General features: G+C 39.8%; 24 protein-coding genes. 14 read left to right on the plus strand and 10 right to left on the minus strand.

Annotated elements, in window-relative coordinates; genetic code table 11:
• Nucleotides 1-107 precede the first annotated feature (107 nt).
• From WA249_RS02935 to WA249_RS02945, 3 genes are all read left to right on the plus strand, one after another.
• A complete protein-coding gene (locus tag WA249_RS02935) occupies nt 108-1067 on the plus strand; it encodes a hypothetical protein (RefSeq protein ID WP_336166412.1) in 960 nt (319 codons plus the stop codon).
• A 96-nt stretch (nt 1068-1163) separates the two neighbouring features.
• Nucleotides 1164-1838 (plus strand): cupin domain-containing protein, encoded by a 675-nt coding sequence (locus WA249_RS02940; protein WP_336166413.1) that lies wholly within the window; start codon nt 1164-1166, stop codon nt 1836-1838.
• Between the two features lie 9 nt (nt 1839-1847).
• The gene (locus WA249_RS02945; RefSeq protein ID WP_336166414.1) at nt 1848-3035 is read left to right on the plus strand and encodes an MFS transporter; all 1188 of its coding nucleotides are present in this window, start codon (nt 1848-1850) and stop codon (nt 3033-3035) included.
• A gap of 7 nt (nt 3036-3042) precedes the next feature.
• Here the strand turns inward: WA249_RS02945 and WA249_RS02950 are convergent, their stop codons facing one another.
• Nucleotides 3043-3636, minus strand: a complete 594-nt coding sequence (locus WA249_RS02950; RefSeq protein ID WP_336166415.1) for a GNAT family N-acetyltransferase — start codon at nt 3634-3636, stop codon at nt 3043-3045.
• 42 nt (nt 3637-3678) lie between these two features.
• Entirely contained in the window at nt 3679-4314 is a 636-nt protein-coding gene (locus WA249_RS02955; RefSeq protein WP_336166416.1) for an FMN-binding negative transcriptional regulator, read from the minus strand.
• Nucleotides 4315-4428: 114 nt separating this feature from the next.
• On the opposite strand from WA249_RS02955, the gene pdxR reads away from it, so the two are divergent.
• Nucleotides 4429-5919 (plus strand): MocR-like pyridoxine biosynthesis transcription factor PdxR, encoded by a 1491-nt coding sequence (pdxR, locus tag WA249_RS02960; protein WP_336166417.1) that lies wholly within the window; start codon nt 4429-4431, stop codon nt 5917-5919.
• Nucleotides 5920-5926: 7 nt separating this feature from the next.
• On the opposite strand, the gene WA249_RS02965 is transcribed toward pdxR, so the two are convergent.
• On the minus strand, nt 5927-6616 hold the full coding sequence (locus WA249_RS02965) for an LrgB family protein (RefSeq protein ID WP_004792992.1): 690 nt from the start codon (nt 6614-6616) through the stop codon (nt 5927-5929).
• A gap of 12 nt (nt 6617-6628) precedes the next feature.
• Entirely contained in the window at nt 6629-7060 is a 432-nt protein-coding gene (locus WA249_RS02970; protein ID WP_336166418.1) for a CidA/LrgA family protein, read from the minus strand.
• 110 nt (nt 7061-7170) lie between these two features.
• On the opposite strand from WA249_RS02970, the gene WA249_RS02975 reads away from it, so the two are divergent.
• From WA249_RS02975 to yghU, 3 genes are all read left to right on the plus strand, one after another.
• On the plus strand, nt 7171-8076 hold the full coding sequence (locus WA249_RS02975; RefSeq protein WP_104074669.1) for a LysR family transcriptional regulator: 906 nt from the start codon (nt 7171-7173) through the stop codon (nt 8074-8076).
• A gap of 120 nt (nt 8077-8196) precedes the next feature.
• Nucleotides 8197-8823, plus strand: a complete 627-nt coding sequence (gene yfcF / locus WA249_RS02980; protein ID WP_336166419.1) for a glutathione transferase — start codon at nt 8197-8199, stop codon at nt 8821-8823.
• A gap of 33 nt (nt 8824-8856) precedes the next feature.
• The gene (yghU, locus tag WA249_RS02985; RefSeq protein ID WP_336166420.1) at nt 8857-9705 is read left to right on the plus strand and encodes a glutathione-dependent disulfide-bond oxidoreductase; all 849 of its coding nucleotides are present in this window, start codon (nt 8857-8859) and stop codon (nt 9703-9705) included.
• A 68-nt stretch (nt 9706-9773) separates the two neighbouring features.
• On the opposite strand, the gene WA249_RS02990 is transcribed toward yghU, so the two are convergent.
• Entirely contained in the window at nt 9774-10181 is a 408-nt protein-coding gene (locus tag WA249_RS02990) for a DUF2000 domain-containing protein (protein ID WP_336166421.1), read from the minus strand.
• Nucleotides 10182-10336: 155 nt separating this feature from the next.
• On the opposite strand from WA249_RS02990, the gene WA249_RS02995 reads away from it, so the two are divergent.
• Complete coding sequence (locus WA249_RS02995; protein ID WP_336166422.1) at nt 10337-10939, plus strand: LysE family translocator; 603 nt, start codon at nt 10337-10339, stop codon at nt 10937-10939.
• 47 nt (nt 10940-10986) lie between these two features.
• On the opposite strand, the gene WA249_RS03000 is transcribed toward WA249_RS02995, so the two are convergent.
• Both WA249_RS03000 and WA249_RS03005 read right to left on the minus strand, forming a co-directional pair.
• The gene (locus WA249_RS03000; RefSeq protein ID WP_336166423.1) at nt 10987-11805 is read right to left on the minus strand and encodes an AraC family transcriptional regulator; all 819 of its coding nucleotides are present in this window, start codon (nt 11803-11805) and stop codon (nt 10987-10989) included.
• A 61-nt stretch (nt 11806-11866) separates the two neighbouring features.
• The gene (locus WA249_RS03005) at nt 11867-12769 is read right to left on the minus strand and encodes a LysR family transcriptional regulator (protein WP_336166424.1); all 903 of its coding nucleotides are present in this window, start codon (nt 12767-12769) and stop codon (nt 11867-11869) included.
• Nucleotides 12770-12894: 125 nt separating this feature from the next.
• On the opposite strand from WA249_RS03005, the gene WA249_RS03010 reads away from it, so the two are divergent.
• The 5 genes from WA249_RS03010 to WA249_RS03030 all read left to right on the plus strand — a co-directional run bounded on the left by WA249_RS03010 (nt 12895) and on the right by WA249_RS03030 (nt 18449).
• The gene (locus WA249_RS03010) at nt 12895-13632 is read left to right on the plus strand and encodes an SDR family oxidoreductase (protein ID WP_336166425.1); all 738 of its coding nucleotides are present in this window, start codon (nt 12895-12897) and stop codon (nt 13630-13632) included.
• 238 nt (nt 13633-13870) lie between these two features.
• Entirely contained in the window at nt 13871-14380 is a 510-nt protein-coding gene (locus WA249_RS03015) for a rhodanese-like domain-containing protein (protein ID WP_336166426.1), read from the plus strand.
• Between the two features lie 18 nt (nt 14381-14398).
• Nucleotides 14399-15340: a serine O-acetyltransferase EpsC gene (gene epsC, locus WA249_RS03020; RefSeq protein ID WP_336166427.1), complete on the plus strand. Its 942-nt coding sequence runs from the start codon at nt 14399-14401 to the stop codon at nt 15338-15340.
• A 240-nt stretch (nt 15341-15580) separates the two neighbouring features.
• Nucleotides 15581-16513, plus strand: a complete 933-nt coding sequence (locus WA249_RS03025) for a family 2A encapsulin nanocompartment shell protein (RefSeq protein WP_336166428.1) — start codon at nt 15581-15583, stop codon at nt 16511-16513.
• A complete protein-coding gene (locus tag WA249_RS03030; protein WP_336166429.1) occupies nt 16488-18449 on the plus strand; it encodes a family 2A encapsulin nanocompartment cargo protein cysteine desulfurase in 1962 nt (653 codons plus the stop codon). Before WA249_RS03025 ends, WA249_RS03030 begins: the two co-directional genes overlap by 26 nt.
• 397 nt (nt 18450-18846) lie before the next feature.
• Here the strand turns inward: WA249_RS03030 and WA249_RS03040 are convergent, their stop codons facing one another.
• Both WA249_RS03040 and WA249_RS03045 read right to left on the minus strand, forming a co-directional pair.
• Complete coding sequence (locus WA249_RS03040; protein ID WP_336166430.1) at nt 18847-19485, minus strand: LysE family translocator; 639 nt, start codon at nt 19483-19485, stop codon at nt 18847-18849.
• Nucleotides 19486-20127 (minus strand): alanyl-tRNA editing protein, encoded by a 642-nt coding sequence (locus tag WA249_RS03045; RefSeq protein ID WP_336166431.1) that lies wholly within the window; start codon nt 20125-20127, stop codon nt 19486-19488.
• Between the two features lie 90 nt (nt 20128-20217).
• Here WA249_RS03045 and WA249_RS03050 point away from each other — a divergent pair, with 90 nt between their 5' ends.
• Nucleotides 20218-21153 (plus strand): LysR family transcriptional regulator, encoded by a 936-nt coding sequence (locus WA249_RS03050; protein WP_336166432.1) that lies wholly within the window; start codon nt 20218-20220, stop codon nt 21151-21153.
• Nucleotides 21154-21400: 247 nt separating this feature from the next.
• Here WA249_RS03050 and WA249_RS03060 read toward each other — a convergent pair whose 3' ends face one another.
• Nucleotides 21401-22267 carry a cysteine ABC transporter substrate-binding protein gene (locus tag WA249_RS03060; RefSeq protein WP_000209982.1) on the minus strand — a complete coding sequence of 289 codons (867 nt, stop codon included), beginning with the start codon at nt 22265-22267 and terminating at the stop codon, nt 21401-21403.
• Nucleotides 22268-22339: the final 72 nt, after the last annotated feature.

Consider the following 22339-nt stretch of genomic DNA (forward strand, 5'->3'; position numbering starts at 1 on the left):
TAGCAAGCGTAACTCTAGCTAGATCTTTTTAAAAGCATCAAGCTTTTCCAGATACTAACTAATCTTGATAAAACTATAATTATCAAAATTTAAAAGGGGGAAATATTTTGAAAGGTTATTTATTACTTGTTTTAACACTTAGCATGAGTATCGCTAGCCATGCTGCTATTGATATTTATCCTAATCCAAACTTAACAGAGGCATCTTTAGCAACAACATTTGCATCACAATTAAGAAATATGAAAATAAAAGAAATGGAGCAAGTTATAAAGGGTGAATGTAATCAATTTAAGGAATATGCATATCTCTCTAATCAAAATTGGGAAAGTCTTAAAAATCAAAGAAAATCTATTGATGAAGCTCAACAATACTCTAAGCAATTAGTAAGGGAAATACCATATAAATTATCTTTCCAATATACATTTCCACTTGGGATTGGGATCTATTCTATAACTGAAGAGCATATAAGACTAACTACACTTAATACTAAAAATTTTAATAAATACAAATTTATAGATGGTATTTATGATGCTTGTATAACAATGAATAATACAAAATATTTTGAATTACTCACTAATACAAAATATCTGACCGGAAACCAAAAACCTTTTATTTCTGAAAGTGAAATTTTACAAAAATTTGAGCCATCTCACTCTTTACTTAAATCAATTTATCTAGTTTCTTCCGAAAAAGATAAATTAACACCACCCAATATGGTCAAATCCATTAATTTCACAGATATTGAATTCAGTATAGCTTACGTCTTAATTGATGAAGATATAAGAAATAGTTTTTTAGAAAGTGATATTCGTTGGATTGATTACAAAAAAGTTTCAAGAGAAATGCAAGGAAACTTTGTTAAATTCATGAACAATGGCGGCAGAAGTAAAGAATTTTCTCAAATAGCTACTATTGTTAAAATTATAAGTCCACAAATTACAACTGAAAATACTTTTCCTAGTAGAGATGACATTATGTCATCGTTTAATAAAATGAAATTAAAAGATAATCCTATTTTAAAAAAGAAAGTGGATGATATTTTAAAGAAATTTAATTATTCAAATTAACTAAACAAGTATCTACTAGTACCCTTTTTAAATTTGAATTTTAACTTTCTGAAAAAATTGCTTTCAATAAGATCTAAAATTCAAGGATATTTTGTAATGTATATTAATGCCGATTTTTCACAGGCTGCGATTGTTAAACCTGAGGACTATCGCTGGGTGAAATCTCCCCGTGGAGAAGTTGATCGTGTCATGCTTGATCGAATTGGCGATGAGTCCGCACGCGCGACCAGTTTGGTGAAATATGCACCGCACACCATTTTTCCTGAACATCAGCATCCTTATTGTGAAGAAATCCTCGTACTTTCAGGTGTATTTACTGAAAATCTAGATCAGCACTATCCCGCTGGATGGTATTTGCGTAGTCCACATCACTCCGTACATCAACCCTCAAGTGAAGAAGGTGCATTGATTTTTGTCAAACTCATGCAAATGCCTACATCAGAAACTCAAGTCTTACGAATCAATACCAATGATCCAGCACGATGGCAAAAAATCGGTTCCCGTTTAATTTGTACGTTAATCGATACAAGTTATGAACACACTTATTTAGAAAAACTGGAGCCCAAGCAGCTTTTTGTCGGAGATGCCGATGATGGAATTGAGATTTTGATTACTCAAGGACAATTGCTCGATAAAGAAATAGTTTATGAAGCTGAAACATGGATACGTTTACCACCTAAAACACATACACATTTTCAAGCTGGCCTATCAGGCGCTTCTCTCTATGTAAAAAGCGGACATCTGACCTCAGCAATTCGCGAATATAATTAAAGGCCCTTTATGCTTCACAACACCATGCACCGCCAAGTATTAATTTTGGCGAGCTCCCAGTCGCTTTTCCAAACCATATCAGTCATGGTTATGACCATTGGCGGTTTGGCTGGAGCGAATATTGCCAACACTCCAACACTTGCAACCTTGCCAATCGCCTCTATGTTTTTGGGCACAGCTTTAATGATGTTCCCTGCATCAATGCTTATGGCACATGTGGGAAGGCGTAACGGTTTTCTGTTTGGTGCTTTTTTAGGTGTACTTGGCGGCATTATTGCCGCAATGGGTATCTTTTATAGTTCACTTATTCTCTTAGCATTTGGCACATTATGTGTCGGAGCCTACCAATCCTTTGCCCAATTTTATCGTTTTGCTGCCAGTGAAGTAGCAGATGATGCATTCCGATCACGTGCCATTTCTTGGGTTATGGCAGGTGGAATTGTTGCCGCATTGATCGGCCCAACTTTGGCCCGTTTTGGTGGCCCATTATTCCAACATTTAGAATATATCGGTTCATTCTTAATTATTAGCATCATCTCACTTGTGGCAATGGGCATTTTATCTAGCCTACATATTGCCGATACAGTTGAGCAAAAGTCTGACTTTAGTGCGGGTCGCCCATGGCAACAGATTGTCTTTCAACCCACCTATCTAGTTGCTCTGTTTGGTGCAGTAACTGGTTATGGCATTATGATTTTAGGCATGACGGCCACACCCATTGCTATGCGACATTCACACCATGAACTCGGAACGATTACAACCGTCATTCAGCTACACGTGCTTGGTATGTTCTTACCTTCATTCTTTACTGGACATTTAATCGCTCGATTTGGTGTGCTTAAAATCATGTCTGCTGGTCTTATATTATTTGCTAGTTACATTGCTTTCTCTCTCTCGGGTATCCAGTTCGCATCGTTTGCAATCTCACTCATTTTATTAGGTGTGGGATGGAACTTTTTATTTATTGGCAGCACTTCTTTACTTACAGGTACCTATACAGCGGCTGAAAAAGCCAAGGCTCAAGCCATTAACGACATGACTGTTTTTATTGTCGGCTTGATCTGTTCTTTTAGCGCAGGTGCTTTACTCGATTTATTTGGGTGGGAAACAATGAATATCGCTTTAATACCATGGTTAGCAATTGCCGCAATTTCTCTTTTCTGGTTAAGCCAAAAAAGAGAAAAGCAGCTTGTTTAAATCTTTTTTATCGCGGTTTATTCAACATCCATTCCAGATTTTGACGAACCGCAGGCCACTCATGTTTTAAAATACTGTAAACGTGAGTGTCCCGTAAAATATCATCTTTCACAATTTGATGGCTTCTGAGTACCCCATCGAGCTTTGCACCTAAACGTACAATCGCGGCTTGGCTTTGAACATTTAAAGAAGATGTACGCAACTCAACCGCAATACAATCTAATGACTCAAATGCATGAGCCAACAATAGCTTTTTACACTCAGTATTTACAGGCGAACGCTGGGCAGACTTTCGGTACCACGTCGAACCAATTTCTACACGGCGATGAGCTGCTTCAATATGCATTAAAGTTGTCATACCCAACGCCCGACCTGTTTTTCGGTCTTCAATATAAAAAGGCAACATAGAACCAGAACTTTGCAAACCAAGACGTCTTTCAATTTCAGCAGCCATTTGTTCAGGTCTTGGCACACGGGTATACCAAAGATTATAGAGTTCCCCATCGTAAACTGCTTCTGCGAGTGATTCAGCTTGAGTTAAATCTAGCGGCTTTAAAATAACGTGTTCGCCAACCAGCTCAACAGGTGTAGTCCAAGACATTTTTGTCTCCTCAGTTGATATTAAAGTTTTATATTTTCAAAATTATTTATTTAACTCAGCCACACTATACATAGCGTCCGCTATGGTTTGATGACCAGATTTCGATAGGCCATCTGCCGCGCCTAAAATGTCTCGACGTTCTTTGTTTTGCCCAAGTTTTGATTTGCCTCGTAGCTTGGTAATTTCAATCTCAATACCTACAATGGCTTTTAACATCGGTTCAAGATAATCCTTTGGCGCATCGGACATTTTCCATGGTTCAGGTTGAGATGCTTCGTGGGTACGGGTTAAACGAGCCACAACACCACGGACGTAACGTTCATCATCTCGAATGGTCACTTTGCCATAAGCATGCACAACCCTATAGTTCCATGTCGGTACTTGTCTGTGCTCTTCATGTTTGGATGGATACCAGTTTGGTGAAATATAAGCATCGCCTGCTTGAAACACGACCAACACCTCATCTCCATTTTTAATGTCCTGCCAGACAGGATTAACTCTAGACACATGCGCACGTATTACACCAAAATCCCCTTCATTTGCCTGTAATTCAAATGGAAGATGGTTTGCATCTAAGCCATTACTTCCATGAGTAAAAAGCACACCAAATGGATATTCGGTAATAAGAGAATGCAACACATCCAAACGGTTTTCTGCATAATCATCGGGGATATACATGGCTAGAAACCTCACTGTAAATATCAGGGTTATTTATATTTTGTGTTGTCAATTTTCTGGTTTCTGTGGTTTATTAAAAAGAACCACTTTGTATTTTTTAAGTAGACCAGAATTATGGCAAGAATGGCAAAAGTTGTTGAACTTCCTTCTATTGCAAAAATTGATAAAAGCCAAGGAAAGATAAGTGCTCAACTGACCCAAGCTTTGCGCGAAGCTGTACAAAGTGGTGATTTACAGCCCGGCGATCCGTTGCCTTCTTCACGTGAACTGGCTCAAACACTTGGGGTCGCTCGCGGAACCATTATTGAAGCTTATGATCAGCTTTTAGCTGAAGGTGTTTTTGATTCTCAAGCACGAACTGGCACCTATGTGTCTCATGCTTTAACTAAAAAAACTACGCCACAACATTCTCAAAAAGAAACCACATCTAGCTCAATCCCTTTGACCAAATCAGCACTTTCTTATGCTGAGGTACTCAAAGAATTTAAACCACTTCCTCATGTTCCATTTGCTGTATCTGTTCCCGTTGGACGTACCCAACCGAGCGATATTTGGCGCAAATTCGGTAATAAATTTAGATCACGAGGTGCAGGTGCCCCTTCTGGATATGGCGAACCTCAAGGTGTGTTATCACTAAGAATTGCTATAGCCGACTACGTACGCCGATCACGTTCTGTCCACTGTGAACCTGACCAAATTGTGATTACTCCCGGTATTCAGCAATCACTTTATATTTGTAGCCAGATTTTATTTGAAGCAAAAGATGAAGTTTGGATTGAAGATCCAGCTTATCGGGGTACAACAGCCATTTTTGAGCATGCTGTACAAAACATTCGGATGGTGCGAGTTCCTGTCGATGAAGAAGGTATTCAAGTTGAAACCGGAATTAAGCTTTCTAAACATGCACGTGCTGTTTTTGTGACACCGTCTCACCAATATCCACTTGGCATGCCAATGAGCCTAGCAAGACGCACAGCATTATTAGCTTGGGCAAAACAGCAAAATGCATGGATCATTGAAGATGACTATGACAGTGAACTCCGTTACAACGGGCAGCCCTTCCCATCCTTACAAGGCATGGCACCCGACCAAGTCATTTATCTCGGCACTTTCAGCAAAGTCTTATTTCCATCACTTAGACTTGGCTATGCTGTGTTGCCTAAAGAACTGGTGGCTCCTTTTTGTGGACTCAGAGTGTTAATTGATCGACATCCACCTGCTGCCGACCAGCATGTTTTGGCTGCTTTTATTCAAGAAGGCTATTTAGAGCGGCATATTCGACGGACTCGGAATGTCTATGCAGAAGTTCGAGAATACATTATTGGCTTGATTGAAAAATATATACCTCAAGAACTGGCTTGGTTACAGCCAGGCGATCAAGGCATGCATATGGTTTTATGGCTTGCTCATCATATTAATGACATTGACGTTGCAAGCTCGGCAGTCGATGCAGGCATTGCGATTAAAGCAATTTCACCGACATTTTCAAAAGAGCAACAACGTCCGGGTTTAATTGTTGGCTTGGGTGACTTTGAACCCGAACTGATGAGACAAGCCATAAAAAAATTATCAAGAATTATTCAACAATATGACAAACCAACTTAGACAAAGCCTACAACAGCAACCATAGATGAATAGCAAATGGCCCAATCAGCACCATTAAAATACCTGCAATGACCATGGTTAAACTAGCAATCACACCTTCTTCGCTATTGCGCTGCTGTGCTCTAACTGTACCAAAACCATGGGCTGCGTTCCCAAAGGCTGCCCCATTTGCCACATTGGAACGGATTTTAGTAATCGCTAAAATCGCATCGCCACAAATCATACCAACCAAACCAGTAATAACGGTAAATAGTGAAACCAACGCTGCCGAACCGTGAATATCTTCCGCTAAAATCATGGCAAATGGTGTCGAAATAGAGCGTGCCATCAAACTATTGGTCACTTCAGGGCTAAAATGGAACCACTGTGCCATTTCATAGGCAGACATCACACCCACACTCATTCCCACAATAATCGCGATCGAAAGGACCCCTAGGTTTTTACGAATCGTTTCCCGATAGCGATAAATCGGTACAGCAAATGCAACCGTTGCAGGTCCTAATAAATTAACAATCCACTGCGTATCTTCAGCATAAGTTTGATATGAAATTCCAAAAATCGTCATCAAAATGATGGTGAGTACAGGCACGCTAATCGCGGGCGATAACCAAAGTTTCGGATTTTTCTGATAGATTCTCTTTGCCACAACATAGGCGACCAAAGTCCAGATCAGACAAAGAATTGACCAAATATTCATGTCGTTTTGCTCTTAGATATGCTTATGTTGAAGACGTTTTCGAGCCTGTAAGTAAGCTTTTAAACGATTGTAATAGTGAATCGTCAAGCAGGTACTGAGCATGACCGAAATAGTCCCTACCGCAATGCTCAGAACAATTTGCCAGCCTTCGGTCATAAACAAAGTTTTATACTGAACTACGGCAACTACAACGGGCACAAAAAACAGTAACAGCTCACCTAAAACAACGGTTGCTCCTATTGCCACCTGATCCATTTTGATAATTTTAAAGAACAAGCATAAAAGCAATAAAAACATACCCAAAATGCCTGCTGATACAGGCACACCGAGTTTTTGATGTAAGAGATATCCGACCCACCAAAATCCGGCCAAAATCAAAATTTGTTTAACTAAAACTAAAAATGAAGATTGTGTGGGTGTTCCAGAAGCAGATTTAGTACTCATTTTACGAAATTAGATGGTTAACTACACCATTATGCTATCTTGGTTAAAACTGCTAAATATGAATTATTCATGTTAATATTATTCCAAAATGGAATAATTTATTCTTTATTATGCTTTCACTAAAATCATTACAGTGCTTCGTTACATTGGTCAAAACTAAAAGTTTTACCCGTACTGCTGAAGAGTTGTATCTGACTCAACCTACAATTAGTAAAATATTACAGCAGCTTGAAGAGCAGCTTCAGGTACAGCTTTTGGTTAAACCCGATCACGGCCGTAAAAGACAAATTGAATTAACTGAAATTGGAGAGCGCATTTATCAACATGCTATCGAGCTTCTTCAGGCAGAACAGAACATCTTTCTTGAAATTGAAAACTACCAACAATTAAAAACAGGAACTTTAAAACTTGGCGTTCCGCCTTTAGGCTCGCAGCTTCTAACGACTGCCCTATTTGATTATCATCAGCAATTGCCAGATATTGAATTGGCTTTTATGGAAGTGGGTTCACGTGGTATTGAACAAGCTTTGCTTAACAATGAGCTAGACGTTGGCGTTTTATTGCAGCCTTTTGATGAGCAAATTTTTAATAGTATTGAGCTATGTAACTACCCTTTAATGGTTCTTTTACGTCGTGATGCCACTTGGGCAACCCGTAAAAAAATAAATCTAGAAGAACTACAACATCAGTCGTTTTTAATGTTTCCAGAAAACTTCTCTCTAAATAGTATTATTCTCGATGCCTGTAAGCAGCATGGTTTCTACCCGACCATTGCTTGCCGTACCAGCCAATGGCACCTCTTGGCAGATATGGTGTTACAACGTATGGGAATTGCGCTTCTCCCGAAGTATTATACTGACATGCTTGACCCGACTTTATTTGCAGCAGTGCCACTCGAAAAACCAAATATTCAGTGGCACTTAGTGATGGCTTGGAAAAAGAATCTTCCTGTCTCACCAGCAGTACAGGCGTGGCTGAACATTGTTCGTCAGCATTTTCAGCACATTAAGCCCTAACATTGAACACTGAAATGGCTTAATTCAAAAACCGATAAAGCTTTTCCACAAAAAAGCTACCCAATCTTGGATCAGCTCACTTAGACTAGATCCGATTGTTTTATGACATGGACAATAACAATGAATAATGAACATTTTAAGCTGTACACAGATTCACAATTTCTAAGTCCCTATGCCTTCACGGTTTTTGTAGGGCTACATGAAAAACAAATTCCATTTGAAATAGCAACCATTAACTTAGGGCAGCATGGCCAGTTTGAAAAAACGTACGTAGAAAAGTCATTAACAGCCAAAGTGCCTGTACTTGAGCATAATGATTTTGCCTTATCAGAATCTTCAGCCATTTTGGAATATATTGAAGAGCTTTATCCAAACACATCTATTTATCCAAAAGATATTCAAGCACGTGCAAGAGCACGACAAATTCAGGCATGGCTCCGATCAGACCTAGTGGCACTAAGAACTGAGCGTCCAACCGATGTTATTTTTATTCAGCCGAAGTCCACTCCACTTTCAGAAGAAGGCAAAAAAGCTGCTGAGAAACTTTTCTTTGTTGCAGAAAAACTTCTTGGATCTAATGCCGAATATCTTTTTGGTTCATGGAGCATTGTGGATGCTGAACTTGCCCTGATGTTGCAACGCCTTATTCAAAATGGTGATGCTGTACCAGAACGCTTAAAGAAATATGCATTACAGCAATGGCAACGACCGACCGTACAAAAATGGCTTGCCTTGCGACATAAATAAATCCTTATATTTCCACCAAACATGAGATAAAAAATGAGTGATTCAAACTATATTCCTCCACAAGTTTGGCAATGGACTGGAGAGAAAACCGATTTAAACCAACCTACCTCAGGTGCGCGTTACGAGCATACACTTCCTGTAGGGAAACATCCGCTCCAGCTCTATTCTTTAGCAACACCTAATGGTCAAAAAGTCACTATTTTGCTAGAAGAGCTTTTAGCATTGGGACACCAAGATGCTGAATACGATGCATGGCTGATTAAAATTGGTGAAGGCCAGCAATTTAGCAGTGGCTTTGTAGAAGTTAATCCAAACTCTAAAATTCCAGCACTGGTTGATCATAGCCAAAACCCACCATTAAGAGTTTTCGAGTCTGGCTCAATCTTGCTTTATTTAGCTGAAAAATTTAAAGCTTTCATTCCAACCGATATTGCTGCACGTACTGAATGTCTCAATTGGTTATTTTGGCAAATGGGCAGCGCGCCTTACTTAGGTGGCGGTTTTGGGCATTTTTATGCTTATGCACCCGTTAAAATTGAATATGCGGTTAACCGCTTTGCCTTGGAAACAAAACGATTGCTTGATGTGTTAGATAAGCATCTAGCAAAGAATGAATATTTAGCAGGTTCTGAATATTCGATTGCTGATATTGCTGCATTCCCTTGGTATGGTGGTTTTGTTAAAAACTGGGTGTATAACGGCGCGGAGTTTTTAGGTGTCGACCAATATAAAAATGTTCAGCGTTGGGCAGATGCAATTTTAGCGCGCCCTGCGGTTCAACGTGGTCGTATGGTTAACCGTACTTTTGGTGATTTAGAAACACAGTTACATGAACGTCATGACGCCAGTGATTTCGAGACTAAAACGCAAGATAAAATTTAATCGTTATTTTTTAAACAAAACCCACTTTTGCTCAAAAAGTGGGTTTTATGCTTCTTCCAATAAAAATCTTATTGATGCAAAGAAAGTCCCTTTATTGCTTTATCAACTGCTTTTTTAGGTCCTCTTAACGCCACTCCGACCAAATTTAATTGATTCGCATCGTCAGCCCAAAAAACCGCCCGATTATCCTCATCATTTCCTGTAGAAAACATGGCATGTACATAGGGAATAATCGTTAAATCTTGCTCAATTGCTTTGAGATGCGCTTTTTGTAGCCCTGATAAATCTCCCTCAAAAACTAACATCGGCTGCCCTAACATGTTGCCATACTCATAGCCATTCGCATCGATATAAGGTTTCCCCAACATTTCAGGTACAGCAGAGGCAATCCCCGTTGCTAAAAAAGCCACCACATTTAATCTCTGCCACGTCGCAAGATCATTACGGATAATCAGCGCAATTTTTGTGTCAAACATAAATCTCTATCCTGAATCATTTATCTCAAGTTAGTCATCATGCCTAATCCAGATTTTTCTCGTCTTGTACGTTTGTGCAGGAGCCATCACAAACGTACAAGACCATAAAATTACGAGTCACTATGCTGGGTTGTTTTTGTTTCAGTAGATACATTATGGAAATCTTTTTTTATACCTTGAGTGTGATGTATAGCCCCGGTCCAGTAAATTTTATGGGACTAAACGCTGGGCTAACCGGACAATTCAAAAGAACAATTTATTTTTTTATGGGTGTCGGCTGCGCGATGCTGATGCTATTCATGATTTTTGGATATATCGGCGCCGCAACCATTCCACAAAAAGCCCTGCACTATATTGCTTTGCTTGGCGCGTGTTATACGTTTTATCTTGCATTTCAGATGTTAAAGGCAGATATCGAGATCAATTATGAGACCGCCGAAGTTCAGGCGCTTTCGTTCTGGAATGGTTTTGGGATACAAGCTTTAAACCCCAAAGGAATTTTGGTTATTTTGCCTGTTACAACAATTATGTACCCAACAGCGCACATTACTGGCATTCAAATCTTCTTAGTATCGTTGCTCATTTCGATTGGTGCAGCAGGCGCACCCTGTCTTTATTCGTGGGCTGGTGCAGTGTTAGGCAAAAAAATTAAAAATAAAATTTGGTTTAATCGCTTAAATAAAACCATGGCAATGATGCTGATCATTTCTGGCATATTTATGCTTTATGATTTTTTGAAAGGCATGAATCTAATTTAAGACAAAGTCTATGTCAGTCTAAACAGGCTGACTTTTAAATAACTTGTTTAAGAAGATAACTTATTGATCATCCGCCATCTGGCTGGAGTCAATCCAAATGCTTTTAGAAAATGACGTGACATGTGGCTTTGATCAAAAAATCCGGCAATCAATGAAGCTTGAGTCAATGACTCTCCATACATCAGGCATGACTTTACAACCTCTAATCTACGCATGGTCATATATCGATGTGGACTTGTACCAAACAACAGTCGAAAATCGCGTGAAAGACTCCAGCGGTCTCGTCCCACATTTTTTTCAATATCATCTAAAGAGATATTTTCATATAAAGAGGCATGTATAAATTCTCTAGCACGCTCCGCTGCGACATAGTCATAAGTATGTGAGGTTCGCTGATTATTACCAGAAATTTCGTAAAGTGTGGTTGCCAAATCATATAAAGCATCTTGTTTTTCTAAAGAGTCGATATGTTGATCCATCCCTTGTAATAAAACATCAGTTGCCTTAAATAAACGGGGGTCCTGACTTAAGCCATTTTCAAAAAATGGTAAAGGTTTACCCTTCATAATTTCCTGTAGGGTTGCAGGTTCTACGTACACCATCCGATATCTAAAACCGTCTCGACTACCTGACTCTCCATCATGTTTTTCATCAGGATGTAAAACCATCGTCATTCCCGGCTGGCTATGTTTCATCTCTCCCCGATAATGAAAACTTTGAACACCAGTTAAAGTCCGCCCAATTGCAAAAGTATCATGGCGATGTGACTCGTAAGCATGATCGGTAAAAAATGCTTCAATTCGCTCTAGACTATTAGGGTCAGAATTTCTGACAATCCAATCATTTGCATTGGGTAGTTCAATCACATATTCACCAAAATTTTATATGTTCTAGATAAGTATTCTACCTATACTTTATAGGCTATCGTTATTTTGAAAAATAGCCTGTATATAACTCACTCAGCCAAGCGACAAAAACTCGTACGCGTGGCGAGAGCTGCCGATGCTGCGGATATAAAGCAGAAACTGACATCTTCGGGATTTGCCATTCAGATAAAACCTCAACCAGTTGCCCGTCTTTTAACTCATTCGCTACATGATAGCGCGGGACCTGAATTAAACCTGCCCCACGTAAAGCAGATAATACATAGTTTTCAGCATCATTTACCGCGATCCAGCTTTTCAAAAAATAATCTTGTTTTTTGCCATTCACCATCAATTCAAATGGATAATTCCGCCCGCCTGATGTCGAGAAGAAATTGACACAATAATGTGATAACAAATCCTCTGGTTGCTCTGGCGTTCCATGTTTATTTAGATAGTCAGGACTTGCACAAATGACTTGTGGCATATCGACCAAATGTCTAGCAATTAAAGTGGAATCATCCAAACGTCCTGCTCTCACCACACAGTCTATCCCTTCCCGAATCAGATCAACCAAACGATCACCCGTACTAATTACAAGTTCAATGTCAGGGTACAGCTGATGAAATTGGTCGATATTGGGTAAAACAATTTTAGTCGCATGTGCGCCTGATAAATCGACACGTAGCAAACCACGGGGCTGAGCAATTACATTCCGTAAAGATGATTCTGCATCATCGAGTTCCGATAATATTTGTGTACAACGTTCATAAAATGCTTGTCCATCTAGTGATGGTCTTACATGCCGAGTCGTCCGCTCTAGCAAACGGCACTGTAAATTATTCTCTAACTCTTTAATGGCATTACTTGCTGTAGCGCGTGGGATATTGAGCTGATCGGCTGCCTGACTAAAACTACCCAACTCTACGATGCGGGTAAAAAGTTGCAAGGTATCAAATTTATCCATGGTGCTCGCTTTTAACACTATCTATTATTAATAAATATGGAATTATCTTATCCAATTATAAAGATTTATCCCATATTTCTACATTATTAAAATAAGCCATACTTAATCAAACAGGCAATCTAAAAATGAATATTTCAAAAAAGACAGCTCTTGTTACTGGTGCATCACGTGGTATTGGCCGTGCTATTGCAGAACGTTTAGCTCAAGATGGCTTTTATGTGATTGTTAACTATGCTGGCAATAAAATTCATGCCCAAGCAACTGTAGATCATATTATTGAGCAAGGTGGTCAAGCCTCTGCTATTCAAGCAGATGTTGCAAATGAACATGAGGTAGGCCGTTTATTTCAAGAAGCAAAAGCCATGAACGGACAATTAGATATCGTAGTTCATAGCGCAGGCATTCTGCCTATGGCAAACATTACACCTGAAGGTCTGCCAGATTTCGATAAAGTAATTCATACCAATTTACGTGGTGCGTTTTTAATTTTGGCGCATGCAGCCGAAACCGTTCCGGATGGTGGCCGGATTATTGTCCTTTCAACCAGTGTAATTGCTAAATCTTTTCCTTCATATGGTCCCTATATTGCCTCGAAAGCGGGTGTAGAAGGCTTAGTACATGTATTAGCAAATGAGTTACGCGGCCGAAATATTACTGTAAATGCTGTTGCACCGGGCCCGACAGGAACTGACCTTTTTTATAATGGAAAAACTGATGAGCAAGTGGCAGCTATTGCAAAACTCGCTCCATTGGAAAGAATCGGAACACCTGAAGAAATTGCCAGTGTAGTTGCCATGTTAGCTGGCCCAGATGGACGTTGGGTAAATTCACAAGTCATTCGTGTAAATGGTGGATTTGCTTAATTTTTAAAACCGTGTGGATTATTTTAATTCACACGGTTTTTATTAACTATTAAAATGATTATTCCATCAATTTTAATTAAAGAACTATATAAGCTTAATTAATACTTTTTTATAAAAATATCCCCCATTCTTATTTATAAAAATAATATATATAAATAGATATTCCTTATTTTTGCTTATATTTAAAACCGCGTAAATTGAACAATAACAATCTGAATCGAAGATAAGGATATATTCAATGAATGCTAAATTAAATACAGAAGCTCCTCAAAGCTTTATCTCAACTGGTTCAAATCCATCCTTGTCAAAAGAAGATATTCTTTCTAAAGCACAGCGATACGCACAGGACCATGAACTTAATTTTAGTGGCAGTTTATCACCTACTGATGCATGGCAGCTCGTACAACAAGGCGAAGCTGTTTTAGTTGATGTGCGTACCAATGAAGAACGTAAATTTGTGGGTTATGTCCCTGAAAGTGTTCATGTCGCTTGGGCAACAGGCACATCGTTTAACCGTAATCCACGCTTTTTAAAAGAACTCGAATCAAAAGTTGGCAAAGACAAAACCATTCTTTTGTTATGCCGTAGTGGCAACCGCTCAGCACAAGCTGCCGAGGCCGCATTTAATGCTGGTTTTGAACACATTTATAACGTTCTTGAAGGCTTTGAAGGCGACTTAGATGATCAACAACAGCGTAATCAAAAAAACGGCTGGCGCATTCATCAACTTCCTTGGCAACAAGACTAATACTTTAATCAATTTTCAGTGAATCAAGGAAAGCTTGTGACTCAATGGAACATTAATGCTGTTGTACAAGGTTTACAACAAGCAAGGCATGACTGGCGTCAGCAACAGCACAGAACCAAAGAATTTGGGGGCCGTGAACTTCCATCTAAAGAAGCTTTAAAAGCTATTTTAGATGACCTGTGCGGAATTATATTTCCAATGCGTTTAGGCCCTGCCGACTTACGTCAAGAAACTGAAGATTCTTATATTGCCTATACTTTAAATCGGGTACTCACAGCCTTACATGCTCAAGTACAACTGGCTTTAAATTATGAAGCAAAACGTCATTTGAGTCATTCGAACACAGTCCAACAGCCAGAGCAACTCGCTCAAAATATTGTGCAGGATTTTGCCAACACACTGCCGTCTATACGACGTCTTTTAGATGGCGATGTGCGTGCGGCCTACGAAGGCGATCCGGCGGCGCATAGTGTGGATGAAGTATTACTTTGCTATCCGGGCATATTTGCGATTATTCATCATCGAATTGCGCATCAGCTCTATGCTCAAGTGCCTTTGTTGTCTCGCATTATTTCCGAGTTGGCGCACTCTGCAACAGGCATTGATATTCATCCGGGTGCACAAATCGGTAAAGGATTTTTTATCGATCATGGTACGGGTGTGGTGATTGGTGAAACTAGCGTTATTGGAGAGCGTGTTCGTATTTATCAAGCAGTGACCCTTGGGGCAAAACGCTTTGAAACGAATGATGATGGTGGTTTGAAAAAAGACTATACACGCCATCCAATTGTTGAAGATGACGTGGTGATCTATGCAGGTGCCACTATTTTAGGTCGTATTACGATTGGTCGAGGGTCCATTATTGGGGGAAATGTCTGGCTTACGCATAGTGTTGCCGCAGGTAGTCAGATTTTACAGTCTCCTAATGAGTCTTATCAAAAAAATCATATTTCCGGTTAAAAACTATAGATGTGAAATAAATAGATAAGGAGATAAATAAACAAAGAGCTTGCACATTAATTAAATGCTTATTTCTAGTTTAAATATATTTTTATTTAGAAAATAGATAATTCATTAATAAGCTCTCTATTTAAAAAATTTACAACGCTATTTTAATTTTAAAACCAGAACTAATTCTAGTTTATATACATCCTAGAATTTTTATTTTCAAAAAGCCAATGTAATAAGGAAAAATGATTCATGGCGAAAAATACAGACAAAGCCCAACTTGCTCTTGGGGACCATGCGGCCCGTCAACTGGCCAATGCAACCAAAACTGCTCCCCAACTTTCTACAATTACTCCCAGATGGCTGACTCACTTACTTCAATGGCTTCCTGTTGAAGCAGGTATCTACCGCTTAAACCGTGTAAATAATACCGATGATATTCAAGTCGCTTGCACACAACGTGATGAAGCAACTTTACCTCAAACTTTTGTTGATTATGACCCAGAGCCACACGAATACTTTTTAAATGGTGTATCTACTGTTTTAGATGTACATACACGTGTTGCTGACCTTTACAGCAGCCCACACGACCAAATTAAAGAACAGCTCCGTTTAACCATTGAAACCATTAAAGAACGTCAAGAAAGCGAGCTCATCAATAACCCTGAATACGGTTTACTGGCAAGTGTGACAGATGACCAACGTATTTCGACTTTAAATGGCCCACCTACTCCAGATGATCTTGATGATTTGTTACGTAAAGTCTGGAAAGAACCGGGATTTTTCCTAGCACACCCTGATGCGATTGCAGCATTTGGCCGTGAATGTACACGTCGTGGTGTACCACCGCCAACGGTTAGCTTATTTGGTTCTCAATTCATTACATGGCGTGGAATTCCACTCATTCCATCAAATAAAATTCCTGTAGAAGATGGCAAAACTAAAATCTTACTGCTTCGTGTTGGTGAAAAGCGTCAAGGGATTGTTGGTTTATTCCAACCGGGTCTTGCAGGTGAACAGTCACCGGGGCTTTCAGTACGCTTTATGGGAATCAACCGTAACGCGATTGCGTCGTATCTAATCTCGTTATATTGCTCACTTGCAGTACTCACTGATGATGCGTTGGCAGTATTAGATGATGTGGAGGTGGACAAATATCATGACTACCCAGTTAACTACAAGTAATCTGCAAGGTAGTCCAACGGGGCCTGAAGTGACTGGTGTTAACCCACCAGCCAACTTCCCTGATGAGTCCACCATTGCTCGACTTGCTAATGAGTTTTTTTCAGCATTACCAAGCTCAAGCAGTGCAACTTCTCCATCGGGCCTTAACTTGGACTTACCTGTCGGAGCGCCACCTCACCCACCGCAACCGGGTGAACCATTTTCTGCACTCAGTGGTCGTGCGCCCAATATCGCCTTTCAGAAAAGTCTCAATCCGGAATATCCTGAGCATATTCCAAATTTGCCAGACTACCCTGAACGCCGAATTGTAGCGTCTGCGCCTGTGGTTGGTGGAGCTAATTTGCCACGCCCACCATTTGAACCACATTTGCCACAAGCTGCTCATAGTGAACCCAATGTGCCACGCATTGAACCCAGCTTACCAACGGGTGCTGGTGAATCACCTTATTATTTTTTAAATGATTTTTCTGCTCCAAATGCAGCAGAGCCATCTGTTAAAGGTGTTGAAGATAATTATTCAGTTGCGCAGTCTTTTCAGTTACCACATGGTGACCAGCTGAAATCATTGCTGACGGAAGATCGTTTTGCAACGAACACACCTACCCAAAGTTCGGCAAGCTCTGCATTTTATTTTTTAGACTTGCCTCAAAGTGGACAAAGTTATAGTCACTATCAACCATCACAACCCACTTTTGTAGCAAGCAGTGCTCAACCACTCGATGTACATGCCATTCGTCGCGATTTCCCAATTTTACAGGAACGCGTCAATGGTCGACCTCTAGTCTGGTTGGATAATGCTGCGACCACACAAAAACCGCAGCGCGTGATTGATCGGATTGCTTATTTTTATCAGCATGAAAACTCAAATATTCACCGTGCTGCACATGAGTTAGCGGCTCGTGCAACCGATGCTTATGAGCATGCAAGAAATGTAGTTGCCCGATTCATTGGCGCTCCCTCTTCCAAAGAAATTATCTTTGTTCGAGGAACAACCGAAGGCATTAACCTGATTGCAAAAACATGGGGTGAGCAAAATATTGGTGAAGGTGATGAAATTATTGTTTCTCACTTAGAACACCATGCCAATATTGTGCCTTGGTATCAACTCACTAAAAAAACTGGAGCAAAATTAAGAGTCATTCCTGTGGATGACACAGGCCAGATTATTTTAGAAGAATTACCAAAACTGATTAATGAACGCACTAAACTGCTGTCGATTACTCAAGTTTCGAATGCTTTAGGAACAGTCACACCTGTTGCTGAAGTTATTAAAATTGCGCATGCCAAAGGCGTACGTGTTTTAGTTGATGGTGCTCAATCTGTTTCGCACATCCCTACCGATGTACAAGCTCTTGATGCAGACTTTTTTGTGTTTTCAGGACATAAAGTGTTTGGGCCGACGGGTATTGGCGCGGTATATGCAAAACCAGAGTTGCTAGAAAGCATGCCTGTTTGGGAAGGTGGCGGTAACATGATTCAGGATGTTACCTTCGAACAAGTGGTTTACCAACCTGCACCAAACAAGTTTGAAGCTGGAACTGGAAACATTGCCGATGCAGTCGGTTTAGGTGCTGCACTTGAATATGTAGAAAGTCTAGGTATTCATAACATTGCTCGCTATGAACATGATTTACTCGAATATGGTCAAAATGCACTGAGCAGTGTGTCTGGTTTACGTTTGATTGGAACTGCGCATCACAAAGCCAGTGTGATGTCCTTTACCTTACAAGGCTATTCGACTGAACAGGTCGGTAAAGCTTTAAATCAACATGGTATTGCTGTACGTTCAGGTCACCATTGTGCACAGCCAATTTTACGTCGTTTTGGTGTAGAACAAACTGTCCGCCCTTCTTTGGCTTTTTATAATACGACTGAAGAAATTGATTTATTGGTTTCGGTGTTATATCAACTGACGCGTAATAGACGTACGAGTTAAATATATTTTTTGAGAAAAGACTGCTTACGGGCGGTCTTTTTTATGGATTATTTATTGAAACTACTTGAGCTCAACTTCATGTATAGGAACAAGTCAAAGTAGCTATCACAGCGGAGTCTTATTATTTGAAATTCGATTTCTAGATTAGCCTTCGGCTCGAGCTAAGAGTCATCTACAGCCTGCCCATAATTTTTAAAAATAATGTTTTTGCAACATTTCCTGATAGATGAAAACAGTTAACAGGTTCTGTAGATGAGAAAGTTTTTTGGTTACTTTTTCCAAAAAAAGTAACAGAATTAGCTACTTTCTATTGGTGTATAAACGATAAGACTCCGCCTTGAACACTATAAGCAATCTAAAATCGTACTTCTTTAACTCTATTAAATACTCAGGGCAATTAAACAAACAATCCCCAAATCAACTTCAATGCAATCCCAATTAATAAAACTCCCATCACCCTCTCAAAATACACTCCAAACTCCAAAAACCGTTTACGTACAATAGGCTGTGCAAACAGTACACTCACCAACATGAACCAGATGGCATTGACCATACACATCCAAACCCCATAAAAGACCTGAACTTTCATCGGCGTGGTCGTACTTACAATTGTCGTAAAAATTGCCAGAAAAAAGATGGTGGCTTTCGGGTTTAACGCATTTGTAAGAAAACCCATCGTAAAAGCTTTAAATAAACTCGGCATATCACTGTCTGCTTGGCCATTAATCTCAATATTGGTATTCGCCTGACTACGTAAACACTGCCATCCTAAATACACTAAGTAAGCTGCCCCCGCTGTTCTGATCAGTGACATGAGCCATTCACTTTGCTGAATCAAAAAGCCAATACCAACAAGGGTATAAAAGACATGAACCGAAATGCCAACACCAATACCAATCGCGGTCATACACCCTATTAAGTAGCCATAACGTACACTTTGTCTTACCGTAACCACAAAATCTGGTCCCGGTAAAATGACTGCCATAAAGTGAATGAGTGCCAGCGTTAAAAACTCATGCCCATACAACTGCCACATTTATTCAGCCTCCTTGGCAACGCTATAGCTGACACTCAGCTTTCCTTTCTTAATCTGATAGGACTGAATTTCTATAAAACCAATATCTCCTAATGCTGCAACATGAGTCCCGCCACAGGGAAATGCAGAAAACTCACCAAAACCGATTTCACGAAAACCATCTGCATGTTGCTGAAGATTGGCTGGTAAATTAGCCTGAATATATTGTAAACAGTGCTGTTCAAGCATTTGAGCATCTAACTGTTGAGCTGTGTCCAAAGCAATGAACTGAACTCGCGCATCATGTGGCCAGTGTTGTGCTTTTACAGCTTGCCAGCCAAATAGATGCATTACATGTCCAAGCAAATGTCCTGCTGAATGTAAGCGGCTATGATAACGACGTACTGCTTCATCCACTTGTGCAAAAGCCACTCCCAACTCAACAGGTTGTGTGCAGTAATGAATGATTTCCCCTTGTTCAATCGCTACATGCACTACATCAACTTCTGCGATTTTGCCCGTATCACTCGGTTGACCGCCACCTTGAGGATGAAATGGGGTTGCCGATAAACGCACGGCAAAACGCCCATCTTCACAAGGATTACACGCTAGAACATCAACCTCAGCGGCAAGAGCACCTGTTAAATACAATGCTTGCGTCATACTTTTCTACATACACGTTAAGATGAAAAAGATTGTATTGCGATTTCTTAAACGCGATAATCCACTCTAAATCTAAATAACTTTTGCCTCATGAGCACAAATCAAAGTTTAGTTCTGTTAAATGAAATGGCGACTTTCGTTAAAGTAGTCGAGTCAGGGAGTTTTTCTGAAACGGCTCGACAACTCGGTACTACACCCTCTGCGATAAGCCGTGCGATTGCTCGCTTAGAACGTGCTTTAGGAACCCGCTTACTTTATCGAACCACACGAAAGCTTCGTTTGAGTGAAAGTGGTCAACAGGTCTATCAACGTTGTTTAGATATGGTCAATACGGCACAGGCAGTGATGGAAAGTTCGGGCCAATTTCATGTTGAACCGCAAGGAATCATTCGTCTGAGTGTTCCAAAAGCCGTTGGACATTTTATGATTCATCCACATTTACCAGAGTTTTTAGAACGCTACCCGAAAATTGATATTCAAATGCTTTTAGAAGATCGTTATGTAGACCTGATTGATGATGGAGTAGATTTAGCGCTTCGAATTACAGAGCAACCACCGGGTGGCCTTATGGGTCGAAAGCTGATTGATATCGATCACTTGGTTTGTGCTACGCCTGAATATTTGGAAAAACATGGCATACCAACCCATCCTCATGATTTAAAGCAGCATGAATGTATTTACTTGGGCGAACAAGCCAGTGACTCAAAATGGAAATTTCAGCAAGGAAATAAATCGATCAGTGTAGCTGTGCGTGGACGTTATGCGGCAAACCATACGGGTGTGCGTTTGAGTGCTGCATTACAGCATTTAGGTATTGCAAGCTTGCCGTACTTCGTTGCACGCCATGCTCTACAACAAGGTAGCTTAGTTCAGGTTTTACCAGATTGGTATTTTAAAACCTATTACAGTGGCGGGCTGTGGTTACTCTACCCACCGACACGGCATGTCCCGCCTAAATTAAGTGTATTGATTCAATATTTGGCTGATAAATTAGCAGCAGAGCCGTCTTTATTTAAATTAAAGTAATATAAAGTCAAGGTGTTAGCACGATGGAATCCTACCTTTTAACCTCTAAAGTACTCAGCTAATTCGGTTACTTTTTTTGAAAAAAGTAACCAAAAAACTTTCTCATCTACAGAACCTGACCACTGTTTACATCTATAAAAAAATATTGCAAAAACATTATCTTTATAAATTATGGGCAGGCTGTAGATGAATCTTAGCTCGAGTAAATACTATCTAGAGTTCTAATCTTTAGAGGTTATTAGCATGATTACTCAACCAATAAATCTTTTGGATTAATCGTATCGCCATAGACTGGTTTTAACGTTTTTTCATAAGCCTGATGAATCACGCCTTCTTTCGCCAGTTTCTCTAAATCTTGATTCAACCAGTCCAGCAACTCTTTATCACCTTTTTTCACTGCTGGTGCAATTAAGTCCTGCTCACCTAAATTGGTAATGCCAACGGTGTAATTTGGATTTTCTTTAGCCCAAGCTAAAACCAGCAAGTTATCATGTGCAAGCGCAGCACCACGACCATCTTTTAAAGCATCAAAAGTTTCAGTGTTTTGCTCATACTTTTGTAGTTTAATTTCAGGATGAGTCTTGGTGAAGAATGAATCAGCCGTTGTACCCTTATTCACCAATAAAGTTTTATCTTTAAGTTGAGCAACATCGGTAATTGGATGACTTTTAGGAGAAACCACACCTAGTGCCACTTTTAGGTAAGGCTTAGCAAAATCGACAACTTCTTTACGTTCTGGTGTAACAGTAAAGTTGGCAAAAATAATATCCACTTTATTGGCTTTTAAGTATTCGACACGGTTAGCCGCTTCAGTTAAAACAAACTCAACTTTGTTTTCATCACCCAGCAGATCTTTAGCGACATGCTTAGCAATTTCTACATCAAAGCCCTGATTTTTACCTTGAGCATCTAAATATCCAAACGGCGGTTTATCACTAAATACGCCAATTCTTACCACGCCATTCTTTTTGATCTGTTCAATACTTGACGTAGTTTGTGTGGTATCTGCCGTTTTTTCAGTAGACTGAGTTCCTTTGTCACATGCAACTAAACCTAAACTCAGTAAAGATGCAGCCAAAATATGCTTCACGTTTTGAAATGTTAATGTTGTCATTATTTCACCCTATCGTTCTTGTAAAAGTCTTATTTAAAATCGCAGCGCCTACTACTAGACACTTCTCTAGCG

This window comes from Acinetobacter sp. 161(2023) (assembly GCF_037027805.1).
Taxonomy (GTDB): Bacteria; Pseudomonadota; Gammaproteobacteria; order Pseudomonadales; family Moraxellaceae; genus Acinetobacter.

Coding starts and splice junctions, on each gene's coding strand:
- WA249_RS02940 (WP_336166413.1), top strand. CDS start 1,164: ATGTATATTAATGCCGATTTTTCACAGGCTGCGATTGTTAAACCTGAG.
- WA249_RS02945 (WP_336166414.1), top strand. CDS start 1,848: ATGCTTCACAACACCATGCACCGCCAAGTATTAATTTTGGCGAGCTCC.
- WA249_RS02950 (WP_336166415.1), bottom strand. CDS start 3,636: ATGTCTTGGACTACACCTGTTGAGCTGGTTGGCGAACACGTTATTTTA.
- WA249_RS02955 (WP_336166416.1), bottom strand. CDS start 4,314: ATGTATATCCCCGATGATTATGCAGAAAACCGTTTGGATGTGTTGCAT.
- pdxR (WP_336166417.1), top strand. CDS start 4,429: ATGGCAAGAATGGCAAAAGTTGTTGAACTTCCTTCTATTGCAAAAATT.
- WA249_RS02965 (WP_004792992.1), bottom strand. CDS start 6,616: ATGAATATTTGGTCAATTCTTTGTCTGATCTGGACTTTGGTCGCCTAT.
- WA249_RS02970 (WP_336166418.1), bottom strand. CDS start 7,060: ATGAGTACTAAATCTGCTTCTGGAACACCCACACAATCTTCATTTTTA.
- WA249_RS02975 (WP_104074669.1), top strand. CDS start 7,171: ATGCTTTCACTAAAATCATTACAGTGCTTCGTTACATTGGTCAAAACT.
- yfcF (WP_336166419.1), top strand. CDS start 8,197: ATGAATAATGAACATTTTAAGCTGTACACAGATTCACAATTTCTAAGT.
- yghU (WP_336166420.1), top strand. CDS start 8,857: ATGAGTGATTCAAACTATATTCCTCCACAAGTTTGGCAATGGACTGGA.
- WA249_RS02990 (WP_336166421.1), bottom strand. CDS start 10,181: ATGTTTGACACAAAAATTGCGCTGATTATCCGTAATGATCTTGCGACG.
- WA249_RS02995 (WP_336166422.1), top strand. CDS start 10,337: ATGGAAATCTTTTTTTATACCTTGAGTGTGATGTATAGCCCCGGTCCA.
- WA249_RS03005 (WP_336166424.1), bottom strand. CDS start 12,769: ATGGATAAATTTGATACCTTGCAACTTTTTACCCGCATCGTAGAGTTG.
- WA249_RS03010 (WP_336166425.1), top strand. CDS start 12,895: ATGAATATTTCAAAAAAGACAGCTCTTGTTACTGGTGCATCACGTGGT.
- WA249_RS03015 (WP_336166426.1), top strand. CDS start 13,871: ATGAATGCTAAATTAAATACAGAAGCTCCTCAAAGCTTTATCTCAACT.
- WA249_RS03025 (WP_336166428.1), top strand. CDS start 15,581: ATGGCGAAAAATACAGACAAAGCCCAACTTGCTCTTGGGGACCATGCG.
- WA249_RS03030 (WP_336166429.1), top strand. CDS start 16,488: ATGACTACCCAGTTAACTACAAGTAATCTGCAAGGTAGTCCAACGGGG.
- WA249_RS03040 (WP_336166430.1), bottom strand. CDS start 19,485: ATGTGGCAGTTGTATGGGCATGAGTTTTTAACGCTGGCACTCATTCAC.
- WA249_RS03045 (WP_336166431.1), bottom strand. CDS start 20,127: ATGACGCAAGCATTGTATTTAACAGGTGCTCTTGCCGCTGAGGTTGAT.
- WA249_RS03050 (WP_336166432.1), top strand. CDS start 20,218: ATGAGCACAAATCAAAGTTTAGTTCTGTTAAATGAAATGGCGACTTTC.
- WA249_RS03060 (WP_000209982.1), bottom strand. CDS start 22,267: ATGACAACATTAACATTTCAAAACGTGAAGCATATTTTGGCTGCATCT.